Source organism: Rhodococcus mengyinensis (assembly GCF_048381435.1).
In the GTDB taxonomy this organism is placed as follows: Bacteria; Actinomycetota; Actinomycetes; order Mycobacteriales; family Mycobacteriaceae; genus Rhodococcus_F; species Rhodococcus_F opacus_D.
Map to the genome: position 1 here is coordinate 17,426 of NZ_JBLWIT010000138.1, position 15,371 is coordinate 32,796.

The following is a 15,371-nucleotide window of genomic DNA, read 5'->3' on the forward strand; positions in this document are numbered from 1 at the left end:
CGGCTGGCGATTCGACCCCACGACGGGAAATGGGGGCGAGCAGCTAGACGAGATCGAAAAGCCACATACGTTCGGGGAGAATGGTTTTCGTCGCAATGCCAGGGACCGACCCACGGTCGTGTTCGTCGCCGACTGCTGCGCTCAACGCGAGCGGAGGTGTTCCATTCAGTCGTCGGCCCGCTCCACGACCCAGGCCGCGACCTGCGCCCGAGAGGTGAAACCCAGTTTGGCCAGGATGTGCTCCACGTGCCCTTGCGCGGTGCGTGGAGAGATCACCAGGCGGTCGGCGATGGCCTGGTTGGTGAGACCTTCGGCGATGAGGTCGGCGACTTGGCGTTCCCTCTTGGTCAGTCGCGTCGACCCGCCGGTGGTGGGTGCGGAGGTGCTGGGCGGTTGCTCGCGGAGTGCGTAGGCGATGGCCCCGTCGAAGCCGAGTCCCTGACCCTTGCGGTAGGCCGCCGCGAATCCCTTGTCCCCGAGTTCCCGTCGAGACTTCTGTTCGCATTCCTGATGGTAGACAAGAAGATCGGAGTAGATCACCACGGCACTGCCCACTGATCGCGCCAACTCTTCCGCGGCTCCCAGCAGAACCGCAGCCCTCGGTTCGTCATGCAGCCCGCACGCGATCCAGGCCAGTGCCTCGAGACAGGAGGCGGCGACACGTGGGCCGTGCACTTGTCGGGTCACCTCCAGTGACTGCTCGAGCACTCGGACCGCGCGATCGCCGTTCCCATGCCGCCACAGGGCGATACCCAGGGCCCATAACGAGTGCGACCGATACATTCTCTCGCCGTGCTGCTCGGTGATCGCGAGAACGCGCTCGAGCCGTTCGATCGCTCGGTCCGTCGAGCCGCGCAGCCCGTACGCCAACCCCAACGGGTACAGGGCGGCTACTTCGAGCGTTCGGTCACCGCGCGCGGTGAACTCCGTCAGAGCGGTCTCGAGGTCCGAAGACGCACGCGCCAGATCACCGCTGTAGAGGGCAAGCATGCCGTCGCCGTAGGCAACGAGAGCGCGCATCGTGGGGTCACTCGTGTGGGCAGTGAGCGCTCGCCCCTCCGCCACGAGTGCGGCTCCGGCAGTCAGATCACCCTGCACATTGGCCATCATGCCGGCGCGTTGGAGAGCCTTGACCCACTCGACGGTCGGTGGGCCGCTCTGGCGGGCGAGCATCTGGCCGAGCCACCGCCGCCCCTCGTTGTAGAGGCCCTGAGAGCCCCAGAACAGGAACAGTGCGGCGGCGGTCCGCAGACCGGCGACGGGATCGTCGTCGACGCCGAATTCGAGGGCCTCCCGCAGATTCGGCTGCTCCCGCTTCAGCCGGGCGATCCAGTCGAGTTGGCGCGCGCTGATCCACTCGGCCTCCGCATCCAGCGCCAACGCCTCGTACCAATTCCGGTGCCGGCGATGCAGATCCAATGCCTCGCCGGACTGCTCGAGCTTCTCGTAGCCGTACTCGCGGAGAGTCTCGAGCATTCGGAAAAGCACCACCGACCCGGATTCCTCCCGGATGAGGATCGACTTCTCCACCAAGGAGGTCAGCGTGTCCAGCAACTCGCCCGAGGCCAGGCCCTCGCCACACACCTGCTCCGCGGCATCGAGTTCGAAGCACCCCGCGAACACCGCCACCCGACCCCACACCAGTTGCTCACCAGCGGTGCACAACTCGAAGCTCCAGTCGATGCACAACCGCAGGGTCTGTTGCCGCGTCGGCGCACCCCGGTTGCCGCGGGTCAGCAGGGCGAAGCGGTCGGTCAGGCGCACCAGGATCTGTTGGGGCGACATCGCCCGCAACCGGGCCGCCGCCAATTCGATCGGCAGCGGCAACCCGTCGAGCCGGTGGCAGATTCCCGCCACCGCCGCCGCGTTCTCCTCGGTGAGCGCGAACCCCGGAACCGCGGCAGCACCGCGTTCGACGAACAACGACACGGCATCGTATCGGGACAACGCCCGCAAGGAGGGCCGCCGTTCCGAATCCGGGACAGCCAGCGGGGGGACCCGCAGCACTGCTTCCCCACCAACGGCCAGAGGTTCGCGGCTGGTCGCCAGAATCCGCAGGCCCGGGCACACCCGTAACAGGGTCTCGGCCAGTTCCGCCACGGCGTCCACCATGTGCTCGCAGTTGTCGAGGACCAACAGCAGTTCCCGCGGCACGAGAAACTCGATCAGCACCTCACGCAACGGCCTCGCCGAGTGGTCTCGCAGTCCCAGTGCGCCGGCCACCGCGTCGACCAGCGACGACTCGTCGCGCAGTTCACCCAATCCGACGAGCCGCACACCGTCGGCGTACTCACGCTGCACACTTGCCGCCACTCGCATCGCCAGCCTTGTCTTGCCCACACCCCCGATCCCGATCAACGTCACCAGCCGGGACCCGGCCAACAGGTTCTTCGCCTCGGTGAGTTCGTGTCGGCGGCCGACGAAACTGGTCAGTTCCAGGGGAAGACGCCCCGTCGCGCCGCGCGCGGAGGACGCCGCCGACCGGGGTGTGCCGGACTCTGGTTGTGCGTCGTCGCTTGCCGATCCCGGTGTGGTGTTGAGGGCCATCTCGTCGACCGGAAAACCGTGATCGAGTTGGAGCCGTCGCAGTTCCTCCCCGAAGTCGGCGACGGTGGCCGGTCGCTGCTCCGGGGAACGGGACATCGCCCGTGCGATCGTCGCGGACACGTCGTCGGGGATCCCGTGCTCACGCAGATCGGGTACCTCTTGCGTCGTGATGCGCAGGAACTGCGCGACCACCTGTTCACCGCTGCGACGTTCGAACGCGGCATGGCCGGTGAGAGCACTGAACAGGGTGGCACCGAGGCCGTAGACGTCGGCGGGCGGGGTCGGTGGGTCACCTCCGAGCACCTCCGGCGCGGTGTACGCCGGCGATCCCTGCACGGTCCCGGTGGCGGTCTCGAAGCCGCCGCTGACGTGCGCGATGCCGAAATCGGTCAACGCCGGTTCCCCGTAGTCGGTGAGCAGGATGTTCGCGGGTTTGACGTCGCGATGCAGGATGCCGAGCCGGTGCGCCGACTCCACCGCGCCCGCGATCTTCACCCCGAGGCGAAGCGCCTTTCCCACCGGCAGCGGACCACGGCGGCGGATCCGCACGTCGAGCGAGCCCCGCGAGTGGTAGGTCATCACGATGTACGGAAGTCCGCTGTCGGTGGCACCGACCTGTAGGACGCCCACGATGTTCGGGTGCCCGGTGAGCCGCCCCATCGCCCGCTGCTCCCGGAAGAACCGAGCCCGGTTCTCCTCGTCGAGTTCGACGGTGAGTACCTTCACCGCTACCGTGCGATCCAGCTCCGCCTGCGTACAGCGGTAGACCACGCCGAAACCGCCGCGCCCGATCTCGTGGGCGTCGTCGAAACCAGCTTCGCTCAGCTCCGCAGCCACGTCGGGGACGACGTACCGCTGCGTATCGCACGGATCATCTTCACCCATCGGACGGTCTACTCACCCCGTCGGCTCGTGGTTCCCCGCACACTGGTCCCGACGGCACGACCAGCGCAAAACAACCGTGAACTCACCTCTCGATCGCGTGCACTCCAGGATATAGCCGCGGAACCTGAGCGCGGCAGCATGTGAGGGTCCCCGATTCTGCCGAATCGGGCATACCGAGGAGCAGTTCTTCACAGCTCACAGTCCGGCGACAACCCCGTCGACAACGGTGGCACACATCTCCGGTCGACCACCCGATTTCGCGAGCACGCTGAGACCGATCACCGAGGCCAGCAGTTGTCGAGCTGCAACATCGGCAGACCGGCCGCGGTCGAACTCCCCGGACTCCTGTCCATTGACGATTGCGCGCCTGAAGATCGCTTCGATCCGAGTGAACAGCTCGTCCACTATGACGTTCACCTCGTCGTCGACAGTGCCGAGCTCTGCCGCCGCGTTGACCATGACGCAACCTCGCCGGTGCTCGCCGACCCCGGCAAGGACGGCCATCGCTACCGCGAGTCGAGGTCCCATCGGTCCAGGCGCGGTGAACAGATCGTCGAGGTACTCGAGTCGCATCTCGCTGTATCGCCGAAGCGCTCGCACGAACAAGGCGTGCTTGCTCCCGAATGTGTTGTACAGGCTGCCTTTCCCGATTCCCATCTCGACCGCGAGCTGCTGTGGAGTCGTCGCGGCATATCCCTGTAGCCAGAACAGGTCCATCGCCTTGTCAATCGCCGCATCTGTCTCAAAGCGCATCGGTCTCGCCACCCGGGTAGGTTAACTCGCAATCATTGTTGACCTCAAGGTCAATAACAAATAGGGTGGCCTCGCACTCGTCTTTGACCTTGAGGTCAAGAACTTTTCCCATCCCAGCCAGGAAGGCACTTCATTGTCTGGTCAACACTCGATCGCCGCCCCAGAGCCACACACGCGCACCCTCCTCCCGCTGAACACGCTTGCGATCCCCCTGGGCCTTGCCGGACTGGCCCAGGCCTGGTCGGTTGCCACAACCGTGCTCGGCACTCCCTTCGCGCTCGTCCACGCGTTCTGGCTGATCGCAGCGCTCGCCTGGATCTCGACAGCCACCGCCCACGCGCACCGCGCCAAGCGCACCACCCACCGGATCTCGCATCAGCTCACGCACTTCGCCCACGGTCCGCTTGCGGCGCTACTTCCGCTCTCCGCGATGCTGCTGGGGGCACAGCTGCACAGCACGCTCCCACTTGCCGGAACAGCGCTGACCCTGGTCTCCATCACTGCCGCAGCCGCATTCGGCGCATGGATGATGAGCTTCTGGATGAGCGGGGAGATGGCGCTCGAATCCGTGCACGGCGGCTACTACCTACCCATCAGTGCAGCCGGCCTCGTCGGGGCGTTCGCCGCAGCCCGAATCGGTTTCGACTGGCTCGCTGTCGGCAGCTTCGCGATCGGCCTGTTCTTCTGGGTGGTGATTTCCATGCTTCTGTTCCTCAGGCTCGCGTTGCGCCCCACAATGCCTGCACCCCTCGTGCCGACGCTCGCAATCATGATCGCTCCGCCTGCAGTTGGCGCTGCAGCATGGCTCACCATCTCGAACGGGCAACCCGACGCCTTGTCCGTCGCGCTCACCGCCATCACGGCATTCATGGTCATGGTCCAGGCACCCTTGCTGCGCCGCTACCGCGCCCTGCCGTTCTCGCACGGTTTCTGGTCGTTCACCTTCCCTGTCGCGAGTGTTGTTGCCCTCGCCATCACCTGGCTTCACCTCGCGCAGCCGCACGCCTGGCAAGCGATCACCACCGGATTACTCGGTGCCGTGACGATCCTCGTGATGCTGATCGCAACGAAATCCCTCCGGTTGCTCCACAAGAATTCGCGCCGCCCCGCGCGATGACTCGCCTCGTCAGTGCCAGCGACTCCGTGAACGAGGTGCCGCGATCCTGGCGCTTGACAGCTTCCGAGCCATCTCGTTATCGTCCTCGTATTCCAAATATGGAATTATGTTCATGATATTGAACAGCTCACGCTGAGCGAACTCGCTGGGAAGGAACGGCAATGGTTCTTCTGGGGTATCGCGATCACAACGTCCACGAATTGGTGTGCCACGAGATCGCCAAGCGAGCGGGCTACTACGACGGTCTGGGCATCGAGGTGGAAGCGGTGCCCGGCTCGGACCACCCCGAGGCAGCGCTGTCCGCAGGGCTCGGTGGTTCGCTGGTCGAAGCACTTCGGGGGCAACGAAGATGGAAAGTTGCTCTGGTCCATACCCTCCACCCGCTGTTCTGGATATGGACACGAGATCCGGAGACACGATCGACCGGGCCGACCGTCCTGGCCGGCCATCCGAAGGGATCGATAGTGGGTGCATTCACGCAGAGAGTCCTGAGAGCCCGCTGGTCCGCGGACGAAGACCCGTCGGTCCTACACTTCCCCGCAGGACGCGCAGGCGATCACCAGCGTTTGGAGGCACTGACGTCCGGAGTAGCCGACGCGGCGGTTCTGGGCTCCGCGTTCGCCCCCAGCGCACTGTCACGACTCGGGCTCACCGACTCGTTGTTCTTCGGCGTCGCCCTGAAATTCCCCACTGCGGGCATCGCCGTCGACGTGGCGAGAACCAGCGTCGACCACCCGTCGGTACGAAAGGTCGTCGCCGCACAGACAGCGGCAATCGCGAAGGTCAGGAGCCGAGATCCCGTGGCACTCGATGCGGTGGCGTCGCTGCTGCACGACAGCAGCCGGACAGATGCGCAGCGCTTGTTGGCGGATTACCTGTCCCCCCAGTACGGTCCCGCTCCACGCGACGTCCACGCCGCTGGTGCGGATGCGCTCGAATGGTTGGCGGTCGCACTGAACACGGGTGGGCACACCGCCGCAGACTTCTACGAGGCGGTCCGGTGACTTCTTCCCGACGTGAGCACCTGGTCGTACACGCACTGCCCGGGAGCCATGGCACGACGGTCGCCGCGCGCAGGCACGAGTTGACCATCGACGAAGCCGCGCGATACGGCGGGCACGATGCCGGTGCAAACCCTGTCGAGCACATGCTCGCCGGTCTTGCCGCTGCCTCGCTGGTGGTGCTTCGGCTGCTCGGCGAGGTCGCGATAGCCGAGTCTGCCACGCTCACAGTGTCAGCCGGCTTGAACGTCGACCGCGTGATGGGAACCGATGACGGCGCCGTCATCGACGCGATTCGCCTGGACTGGCACGTCGCGAACGCCGAACACGCCGTGCGCTTGCGTGCAGCACTTCCCCACCTTGCGAGTCGTCGACCTGGGCAAGCTCTGATCGATGCCGCATCCGTATCCACGGAAGCGGTGTCCATCCGCGCGTTGACGACTGCGGACGAGTAGCCCGAACCGCGGCTTGTCAGAGATCGAGAACGAGGTCGGATTCGGGTTGCGAGCAGCACAAGAGAGTGGTGCCTGGCATCGGGGGCTCCAGGGGGTCCGGTCGGTATCGAACGGTCCCGGAGAGGATCGGGGTCTGGCAGGTGTGGCACACGCCGGTGCGACACGACCAGCGGGTCGGAACGTCGCAGGCTTCGGCGAAATCGAGGACGGTGCTGTACTCGCCGCTCCATGGCGCGGTGAGTCCGCTGCGGGTGAACGTGATGCGCGGCCCGGTGCCGACGGGTCCCAGTGGCAGGTGTGGCGGGGTGTGGGTGACGTCGGTGAGTCCAGGGTTGATGGCCGAGAGTGCGCCGAACAGTTCGGTGTGGATGCGGTCGGGCTCCACACCGAGGTGCATGAGCGCCTCGCGCATCGCGGCCATGAACGCGGTGGGACCGCACAGGTAGGTGGTCACGTTGGCGGGCAGCCCCAGGGCGGCCAAGGCTTCGCGGTTGATGCGGCCGGCGGCGGCCGGTGGATCAAGGTTCGCCGTCGGACTCTGGGCGGTGTAGTAGACGTGTTCGTGACCGCGGTCGACGCTGGTCAGCAATCGGTGCGCTTCGGCCGCGAATGCCTGTTCGGCGGCTGAATGGGCGGTGTGCAGCCACCAGATGTCGCGCTTGCTGTGGGCTGCGGCGAGTGCATGCAGCATCGCCAGAACGGGTGTCACCCCGACGCCGGCCGAGAGCAGGAGCACGGGCGTGGCGTCGTCGCGGTCTTTGGGAAGGACGAAATCGCCACGCGGAGAGGCGACGTCGACGGTGTCGCCGACGCGTAACTGCGTGTGGAGATAGGTGCTGACGAGGCCGTGGGTCTCGCGTTTGACGCTGATGCGGTACTCGATGTCCGACGGGGCGGCGGACAGCGAATAGTTGCGCACCGGCGGTGGGTCGGCGGCGCCGGCGACGCGGAGGGTGAGGTGCTGGCCGGGTTTCGGCCGGGTCAGCGGAGTGTCGTCGTGTGGCGCCAGGTGGATCGACGCCACAGTTGTGCTCTCGGGAACGATCCGCGACACCCGCAGCGGTCGGAAGCCGGCCCAGCCTTCCGGTTGGGCGCCGGCGGGCGGCTCGCCGGCGCGCATCGGGTGCTCTGCGGCGTCGAGCAGGTCGCGAAACGATCGCTGCCAGCCGGGGCTGAGCGCGGGGATGTCCACTGCGGTCCGGAGCTGGCCGACGTCCCGGTCGGGTAGGTAGAGCAGTGCGTCGATCGCGGCGACGCTCATGCGGTGTCGACCGATCCGGGTGCGGATGATCTCGTCGCCGGCCTGCACGTGACCTTCGGTGATGACCCGGAAGTAGAACCCGGGCCGGTGGTGGGCAACGAGCAGTGCCGGCATCTCGGGTTCACCCAGGCGCATTCCGACCCGATAACAAGTGACGCGTGGCTGAGTGACCTCGAACTCGGCGTCACCGATGCGATAGCGGTCACCGATGTGCACCTCGTCGTCGGGTAGGCCGTCGACGGTGAAGTTCTCACCGAACTGACCGTATTCGAGATCGTCGCGACCGAGTTGACGCCGCCAGAAGTCGTAGGACTGACATTGGTAGACGAGGACGGCACGTATTTCGCCGCCGTGACCGTCGAGGTCGCCTTGACCGTCGCCGTCGATGTCGAGCGTGCGGACCATGCGTGGACCGTCGACGGGGTACTTGAAGATGCCCGTATGGACGGTCCGTCCTTGCCAGGGAACGTCTTTCGGCATACCGACGTTGAGTGACCGTAGGCGTGCCATTGTGCGACCCCTTACTGTTTCGCGCGGAACAGATTGCCGGAGGTGTCCATCGTTCGCGCCCTAGCCATCGCGATGAGCAGCTTCGTCATGTCGCAGAACATCCTATATCCGACTGTGATCTGCGCCACTCCTGGCCCGATGGTCATGAAACAGCTTTCCGATCGATATCCGCGGCCGCGGAAGGACGTCGGGTCTGAGCGAATCGGTGGATCGGTGTGCGCTGCGGAACGAGCACGGTCAGGATGGCACCGACGACGGCCGGTGCGGCGAAAGCCGCCAGTTGCCAGTTGGTTCCGGTCTCGATCGCGACGAGGACGCCACCGTAGGTGGGGCCGACGATCGCCCCGATCCGGCCCACACCCAAGGCCATACCCAGTCCTGTGGCACGACTCGACGCGGGGTAGTGACTGCCGATGAACGTATTGAGAAGGATCTGGGTGCCGGTCGTGCCGACTCCGGCGAGCAACACCAACAAGTAGACGACAACCAACGGCGGAGCGGTGGTCACGAGCAGTAGTGCGATCGCGGCGCACAGAAAGAATGCTGCCGTGACGGGTTTGATCCCGTACCGGTCGGCGAGCACCGCGCCGCCGAGGGCGCCTAGGGCGCCTCCGATGTTCAGGGTCAGGAGGAAGGACAGGGACGCGCCCAGAGGGTATCCGGCCGATCTCATCAGTGCGGGTAGCCAGGTCGCCACGCCGAACAACACCAGCAAACAGAGCAGGGTCGTGCACCAGAACAACAAAGTTGTGAGGGTGCGGTCGGTGCCGAAAAGTGCGCGCAATCCACGTTCTCGGCTGGACGTGGTGAGTGTCGGGGCGGCGGTGCGTTCGAGGCGATACCTGTCGGCAATCGCCGCCGCGGCGGCATGTTCTCCACGGGAAGCGAGGTAAGCGGGTGATTCCGGGAGGTACGCGAGCATCAGGGGCAAGAACATCAGCGCCGGCACCAGGCCGGCGAGAAACATCGATTGGAAGCCGTGGGTGGGCACCAGCCACAGGGAAAGGACTCCGGCGAGTATGCCGCCGATGCAGGTGCCGACGAACCCCATGGCCACGGAACGGGCCCGGGCACGGGGTTCGGCGAATTCGATCAGTGTGGCGGCGGCTGTGGGCATGAGGACACCGGCGCCGAGTCCGACGGCGAAGCGTCCCGCCCCGAACACCTCGGGGGTGGGGGCGATCGCGCACGCACCCATGGCTGTGGAGAACATGACGACGGCGGCGAGGAGAGTGCGGCGTCGTCCCCACCGGTCGGCAACTGCCGCGGCGAGGAGGGCGCCGACGAGCATGCCGATGCCGGTCAGCGAGCCCAGCATCCCGACGTCGGTGGCGTCGAGGTCCCACGGGGTGTATGTGAGCAGTGACGGAACCACTGTTCCGTACATCAGGAGGTCATAGCCCTCGAGGACCAGGGCCATCAGGCAGAGCCCGACGACGGGGGCTGCGGGTGGAATACGGGCACGCATCGGATTCTCCGCTCGGAAGGTAGTCCAGACCAACGACCGCGGTGACCTCCGGAACATGTGAGGTCACTGCGGCGTGAGGTCCGGCAGAGGGATGTGGTGGCTGTCTACGGGAATCTGGTTGCCAGCCACGCGCCGATGTCGGCGGCGGCGAGGCTGGCACCGGTGGGAGCGCCGTCGTGGATGGGTCCGCCGAAGTGGGTGCCGGCGACGCGGACGTGGGTTTTGTCCGTCGACCCGAGTGCATCGCACATCGTCTTGGCGTCGTCGGGGAAGCAGGCCTGGTCTCCGGTGAGTTCGACGAACAGTGTCGGTGCGGTCACCGTGGGGGCGCAGCGCAGGAAGTCGGCGTTGCTGCTGAGCCCGGACCAGGTCGACAACCAGGCGTCCGGCGTGGAAAAGCGACCGAAGCCGACGAGTCCGTAGTTGGTCAGGTCGGGTCGCCGGCCGAACAGCGACCCGTAAGGGCGTTCGTTCGGGTTCAGCGATAGATCGACGAATCGCAGGTCGGCGTCGGTGCGGTAGACGGTGAGGACGCGGGGCGCGAGCGCGGCGCGACGATCTCCCGGATCCGACGCGCTCTTGTACCGGCGGCGCGCGTCGGCGGCTTCGTCGACGCGTTGCCGGGCGATGGTGTCGAGGCGGGCGATGCGGTCGCGCTGCGCTTGGCGGTAGCGTGTGATGAATTCCGGTGGGTAGGAAGAACTGTGGGGCGGTTCGGCGAATCCATTCGCAGGATCGAACGGGTTCAGGTCCGGATCTGTCGAAAGCGGGTCGGATTCGTCGACGACCGACGGGTCGATCAGCCGCAGCAGGAGCGCACCTTGACCGGGGTGCGGTGCCATGAATATCGCCGCATCGGGCCGGGGCATCTCGGCCCCAGCCAGGTCGATGGGTCTGCCCGCGGGAGTATGGGTCAACCGCTCCCCCGGCGGCAAACCGGCTTGCTGGTGGTAGAACGCGAAGAGGGTTCCGCCGCCGGAATGGCCGAGGGTGACGACGTGGTCGAAACCCCTCTCCCGCAGAAACACTTGCCCGGCCGCGGCATCGAGCAAGGCTTGCTCGTGCACCAGCGCGATGTCGTTGTTGACCGATCGGGTGCCCTGCGTCCATACCGCGAACCCGCGGGCGAGCAGTTCGGGCACGAGCACGTGGTGAGTCAGATCCTGGCGCGGGTGCATCAGCGCGACGACGGTGTGCGCGCCGGGCATCATCCGTAGGACACCGGAGATCTTCGCTCCGTCGGCGGTGGCAAGTTCGTGCACCGACGTGACGGCGGTGTCGGGGGCCTGGGCGGCGTCGATGTACCGTCCGGCGCCGAGCCGTTGGGTGTTCTCGCTCATTGCGGCTCGACTCTCATGGCGTCCTTGTCCCACTGCGTGATTCGGGACCCCGCCAATCCGGCGACACTGCTGTACCAGACGGCGTGGCGGCAGCCGGTGGCGCGGCGGTCGATGACGATGGCCGAGTCGGAGACAATTCGGAAGTAGGGCCCGACGTGGTCGACCGTGACCGCCGGGTTGCGACCGGCCACCTCGGCAACAGCCGTGTTCTCGGGGACGTCGAGGACGAACAGGGTAGTCATCGGGTCGCCATCTCCTTCGATTCCTGCTCCTGCTGCCAGGCCGCTGCCCGTTCGGTGATCAGTTCGGCTTTGCGGGTGAGCAGCGCGGCCATGCTGGGATCCGGTCCGGTCACCACGTCGACCAGGGCGTCGATGGTGAGATTGGCGTCGAGGTCTTCCTGCGGGGTGACCGGGCGTAGCGCCCTTGTTATTTCGATCATGTAGCCGTTGGGGTCGTGTGTGTAGATCGACTCGATCGTCTCGTGCTGGATCTGCATCTCCACCGGCCACGAGCTGTGGTCCAAGCGCCGCCGGTATTCCATCAGGTCGTCTTCGCTATCCACGTGGATTGCCAGGTGGCGGGAGCGGATGAAGAAGATGGGTACGTCCTCGGCGAAACGGGAGTACGAGTCGCCCTGCGGGCCGCCGTCGAACGGTTCGAGGCCGAAGTAGTAGAAGAATGCCAATCGGTCGTCGTTGCCGATATCGAAGAAGAAATGGATGAAGTCGGGATGTTTCTCCGGGCCCCAGCCGGCCGCGCAGATCGAGTGCACGACTGGGAACCCGAGAACGTCACGGTAGAACGTGACGGTCGCGGCGGGGTCGAATGTCGGGTAGGCGACGTGGTCGACGCCTTTGACCGTGTGTTGCAGTTCGGACATGGTGAACTCCAATGGATTCGGGGCTACTGAAGGGCGGCGGCCTGAGCGTCGGCACGCAGGAGACCACCGGCTCCGGGGATGTCGACCGGAAGATCGAGGGCCCTCAGCAGGCTGTAGACACCGGCGGTGGCCGCCGAGAGGACGGGCAGCCCGAACTCGTCTTCAGCCGCTTGGACGAGGTCGAGTGAGGGCATCTGCACGCACGCGGAGATCACCAGCGCGTCGGCTCCGGCGCGGTCGAGCGATCGGGCAGCGTCCATGACCCGGTCGCCGGGGATACAGCCGACCTCCGCGTTGTCGGCGACCTCGAGTGCTCGCCAGTCCGATACCCGAATTCCTTCGGCCTCGATGTACGCGACGACCTGCTCGGCGAGGGGACGCATGTAGGGGGTGACCAGAACGATCCGTTCGGCGTGGATGGCGTGGAGTGCTTCGACGAGTGCGCCTGCGCTCGAGCGGATCGCCGCTTCCGAACCGCCGGTGGCCAGTTGCTCGGCAATCAGCCCCTCCACCCGCTGATGCTCTCCGGGTCCCACCGACATCAGCGCGACCAGGCACGCGTAGAGAATGGCGTCGACCCCGGCATCACCGAGTTCGAGGATGCATCGCTCGCGTTGGGCGTTCATCGCCCGTAGCTGTTCCGGGGACACGGACTGCATCCGCATCCGGCTCGAGTGAAACGAGAACCGCGCGTCCGCATGCCGGTTGAGCAGTGCCGGCATTTCCGTCTCGACGGTCACATTCGAACTCGGTACGACGAGTCCGATGCGATGAATGCCCATGTTGTGGCCCTTCTGGTGGGAGTCGGACATAGATTTACGCCCATGACGAGTATTCGACGCTAATGATGATTCGTCAACCCCCGAGTGACCGAAGCGTGGGTTCACCGCAACTTCCCCCACCTCCGTGACGGCACTCACAGTTGCCTCTTGACATGTCATCATTCACGTCGAATACTCGACACAGACGTAGGGAGTGTTCGAGGATGACCTCACACCGCCCCCTGAATTTCCCCCAGCACGAAGGAGCGCAGCTGCAATGGCATATGTGATCGGAGTGGACGTCGGTGGCACGTTCACCGACGCGGTATTGGACGACGATGCAGGCACTGTTCTCGCCGCGAAGGCCCCCTCGACACCGCCGGACTACTCCCGCGGCGTGATCGACGTCCTCGAGGTACTCGCCGGGCAATTGGGCTGTCCGATCGAGGAAATGCTGGCAAACACCCACCACATCGCACACGGCACCACGTCGTCACTCAACGCGCTCGTCATGGGCAACGTGCCGCCGGTCGGCTTCCTCACCACCAAAGGCCATCGCGACTCCATCTACATCATGAACGTCGAGGGCCGATACCTGGGCGGCTCACCGGAGCAGTTGCAAAATGTCATGGGGCAGAGCAAGTCTCATGGCCTGATACCGAAGAAGCATGCCCTGGAAGTCACCGAACGACTCGACCGCGACGGCAACGTCGTCGTCGCACTCGACGAAGAATCCGCCCGTCGATCCATCCGCACGCTTCTCGCCGACGGCATCACCGCGATCGCAGTCTCCCTACTGTGGTCGTTCCGCAACCCGACGCACGAGCAGCGCATCCGCGAACTCGTCCACGAGATCGACCCGACGGTGTTCGTGTCCCTGTCGAGTGAGGTGAGCCCACGCATCCGCGAATTCGCCCGCAACGCGACGACCATCATGAGCACCCAGATCGGACCGGGGCTACGTGACTACCTCGGTTCACTGGAGTCCGAGCTGCGGGAACGCAAACTCGCCGGACCCCTGCTGGTGATGCAGAGCAACGGCGGCGCCGTCGCAGCCGCCGAGGCACCGAAGAACGCGATCAGCACCGTCGGCTCGGTGCTGACCGGTGGCGTGGTCGGTGCGGTGTCCCTCGGCAAACAACTCGGCCACCGCAACATCATCGCCACCGATGTGGGCGGGACCACCTTCCTCGTCGGCCTCGTCGTCGACGGCGAGCCGGTCCGGGCGTCGAGCACGATCATCAACCACCACCCGATCAACGTTCCCACCCTCGAGGTACACGCCATCGGTTCCGGCGGCGGCGCCATCGCCTGGGTCGACCCCGGCGGCAATCTCCAGATCGGCCCACACAGCGCCCAGGCCGTCCCCGGCCCGGCCTGCTACGGCCAGGGCGGCATCGAACCGACCAACGCCGACGCGAACCTGGTTCTCGGGATCCTGCCCGAACACGGGCTCCTCGGCGGCCGTAAGCCGCTGGACAAGGACCTCGCGCGGGAAGCGATCCGCACCAAGATCGCCGAACCCCTCGGGCTGTCGATCGAAGACGCGGCCGCGGCCATCTACGCCGTACAGAACGCCCAGACCGGTGACCTGCTGCGTAAGACGGTGGTCGAGGCGGGACACGACCCCCGCGACTTCGTGCTCTACGCCTTCGGCGGTGCCGGCCCAGCCCACTGCGCCGCCTACGCCCGCGAGGTCGGCGTCAGGGAAGTCATCGTCCCACTCGGCCAGGTGGCCTCGGCGTTCTCCGCCTACGGATTGGCCTCGTCCAACATCGTCCTCGCCGCCGAACTGTCCGACCCGGCCGTCATGCCGCTCGATCCTGCCCGTGCCGAGCGCAACTTCGCCCAACTCGAGTCCCAGGTCCTCGAGCAACTCAACCGGCAGGGGTTGACCTTCACCGGGGTGGAGATCGAACGCGAAATCGACATGCGCTACACCATGCAACTCGCGGAGGTAGCGACAGCGGTACCTGCCGGCAGCCTCGACGCCACCGGTATCCACGCCGCGTCGGACCTCTTCGAGCAGCGGTACGCCGAACTGTACGGAAAAGACAGCGGTTTCCGTGAGGCCGGAATCCAGGCCATCACCTACCGTGTCCGGGCCACCGGCCTCCTGCCGTTCTCCCCTACGCTGCCGGAGGTCAAGTCCGCGGACTCCGCCGATCCCACACCAGCACACATCGGAACCCGAAAAGTGTGCCTGGACGGCCGGATCGGGTACGTCGACACCGACGTCTACGACTACAGCAAGCTGCTCGCCGGACACGTCCTGCACGGGCCGGCCATCATCGAAGTCCCCACGACCACCGTCGTCGTTCCCCACGACACCACCGGCACCGTCGACCGCCTCGGCAACCTCACCATCGTCGCCCAGTAGGAGCACCGAA

The 15,371-nt window shown here is 65.9% G+C and carries 12 protein-coding genes; 4 read left to right on the forward strand and 8 right to left on the reverse strand.

Annotation, left to right across the window (positions count from 1 at the left end; translation table 11 throughout):
* Positions 1-165 precede the first annotated feature (165 nt).
* Both ACNJ7E_RS34595 and ACNJ7E_RS34600 read right to left on the reverse strand, forming a co-directional pair.
* Positions 166-3,432, reverse strand: coding sequence for a protein kinase domain-containing protein (locus tag ACNJ7E_RS34595; RefSeq protein ID WP_418342004.1), 3,267 nt, complete (start codon positions 3,430-3,432; stop codon positions 166-168).
* A 195-nt stretch (positions 3,433-3,627) separates the two neighbouring features.
* Positions 3,628-4,185, reverse strand: coding sequence for a TetR/AcrR family transcriptional regulator (locus ACNJ7E_RS34600; RefSeq protein ID WP_280780309.1), 558 nt, complete (start codon positions 4,183-4,185; stop codon positions 3,628-3,630).
* A 133-nt stretch (positions 4,186-4,318) separates the two neighbouring features.
* Between ACNJ7E_RS34600 and ACNJ7E_RS34605 the strand changes: the two genes are divergently transcribed.
* The 3 genes from ACNJ7E_RS34605 (at position 4,319) to ACNJ7E_RS34615 (ending at position 6,758) form a co-directional block, all read left to right on the forward strand.
* Entirely contained in the window at positions 4,319-5,302 is a 984-nt protein-coding gene (locus tag ACNJ7E_RS34605) for an SLAC1 family transporter (protein WP_418342005.1), read from the forward strand.
* 161 nt (positions 5,303-5,463) lie between these two features.
* Positions 5,464-6,306, forward strand: coding sequence for a substrate-binding domain-containing protein (locus ACNJ7E_RS34610; RefSeq protein ID WP_280780307.1), 843 nt, complete (start codon positions 5,464-5,466; stop codon positions 6,304-6,306).
* Between the two features lie 80 nt (positions 6,307-6,386).
* A complete protein-coding gene (locus ACNJ7E_RS34615; RefSeq protein ID WP_280780306.1) occupies positions 6,387-6,758 on the forward strand; it encodes an OsmC family protein in 372 nt (123 codons plus the stop codon).
* A 16-nt stretch (positions 6,759-6,774) separates the two neighbouring features.
* Here the strand turns inward: ACNJ7E_RS34615 and ACNJ7E_RS34620 are convergent, their stop codons facing one another.
* The 6 genes from ACNJ7E_RS34620 to ACNJ7E_RS34645 all read right to left on the reverse strand — a co-directional run bounded on the left by ACNJ7E_RS34620 (position 6,775) and on the right by ACNJ7E_RS34645 (position 13,002).
* Positions 6,775-8,529 carry an MOSC domain-containing protein gene (locus ACNJ7E_RS34620; protein WP_280780305.1) on the reverse strand — a complete coding sequence of 585 codons (1,755 nt, stop codon included), beginning with the start codon at positions 8,527-8,529 and terminating at the stop codon, positions 6,775-6,777.
* Between the two features lie 142 nt (positions 8,530-8,671).
* Entirely contained in the window at positions 8,672-9,997 is a 1,326-nt protein-coding gene (locus ACNJ7E_RS34625; protein ID WP_418342006.1) for an MFS transporter, read from the reverse strand.
* 104 nt (positions 9,998-10,101) lie between these two features.
* Entirely contained in the window at positions 10,102-11,337 is a 1,236-nt protein-coding gene (locus ACNJ7E_RS34630) for an alpha/beta hydrolase (RefSeq protein ID WP_418342007.1), read from the reverse strand.
* Positions 11,334-11,579, reverse strand: a complete 246-nt coding sequence (locus ACNJ7E_RS34635) for a hypothetical protein (RefSeq protein ID WP_280780300.1) — start codon at positions 11,577-11,579, stop codon at positions 11,334-11,336. The genes ACNJ7E_RS34630 and ACNJ7E_RS34635 overlap by 4 nt, the downstream gene beginning before the upstream one ends.
* The gene (locus tag ACNJ7E_RS34640; protein ID WP_105420145.1) at positions 11,576-12,220 is read right to left on the reverse strand and encodes a VOC family protein; all 645 of its coding nucleotides are present in this window, start codon (positions 12,218-12,220) and stop codon (positions 11,576-11,578) included. The genes ACNJ7E_RS34635 and ACNJ7E_RS34640 overlap by 4 nt, the downstream gene beginning before the upstream one ends.
* A 23-nt stretch (positions 12,221-12,243) precedes the next feature.
* The gene (locus ACNJ7E_RS34645; protein ID WP_418342060.1) at positions 12,244-13,002 is read right to left on the reverse strand and encodes a maleate cis-trans isomerase family protein; all 759 of its coding nucleotides are present in this window, start codon (positions 13,000-13,002) and stop codon (positions 12,244-12,246) included.
* Between the two features lie 256 nt (positions 13,003-13,258).
* Here ACNJ7E_RS34645 and ACNJ7E_RS34650 point away from each other — a divergent pair, with 256 nt between their 5' ends.
* Positions 13,259-15,361 carry a hydantoinase/oxoprolinase family protein gene (locus tag ACNJ7E_RS34650; RefSeq protein ID WP_280780298.1) on the forward strand — a complete coding sequence of 701 codons (2,103 nt, stop codon included), beginning with the start codon at positions 13,259-13,261 and terminating at the stop codon, positions 15,359-15,361.
* The last annotated feature ends 10 nt before the right edge of the window (positions 15,362-15,371 follow it).

Bases quoted from the DNA above. Each gene is read 5' to 3' on its own strand.
- ACNJ7E_RS34595 (WP_418342004.1), bottom strand. From the start codon at position 3,432: ATGGGTGAAGATGATCCGTGCGATACGCAGCGGTACGTCGTCCCCGAC.
- ACNJ7E_RS34600 (WP_280780309.1), bottom strand. From the start codon at position 4,185: ATGCGCTTTGAGACAGATGCGGCGATTGACAAGGCGATGGACCTGTTC.
- ACNJ7E_RS34610 (WP_280780307.1), top strand. From the start codon at position 5,464: ATGGTTCTTCTGGGGTATCGCGATCACAACGTCCACGAATTGGTGTGC.
- ACNJ7E_RS34620 (WP_280780305.1), bottom strand. From the start codon at position 8,529: ATGGCACGCCTACGGTCACTCAACGTCGGTATGCCGAAAGACGTTCCC.
- ACNJ7E_RS34625 (WP_418342006.1), bottom strand. From the start codon at position 9,997: ATGCGTGCCCGTATTCCACCCGCAGCCCCCGTCGTCGGGCTCTGCCTG.
- ACNJ7E_RS34630 (WP_418342007.1), bottom strand. From the start codon at position 11,337: ATGAGCGAGAACACCCAACGGCTCGGCGCCGGACGGTACATCGACGCC.
- ACNJ7E_RS34635 (WP_280780300.1), bottom strand. From the start codon at position 11,579: ATGACTACCCTGTTCGTCCTCGACGTCCCCGAGAACACGGCTGTTGCC.
- ACNJ7E_RS34640 (WP_105420145.1), bottom strand. From the start codon at position 12,220: ATGTCCGAACTGCAACACACGGTCAAAGGCGTCGACCACGTCGCCTAC.
- ACNJ7E_RS34645 (WP_418342060.1), bottom strand. From the start codon at position 13,002: ATGGGCATTCATCGCATCGGACTCGTCGTACCGAGTTCGAATGTGACC.
- ACNJ7E_RS34650 (WP_280780298.1), top strand. From the start codon at position 13,259: ATGGCATATGTGATCGGAGTGGACGTCGGTGGCACGTTCACCGACGCG.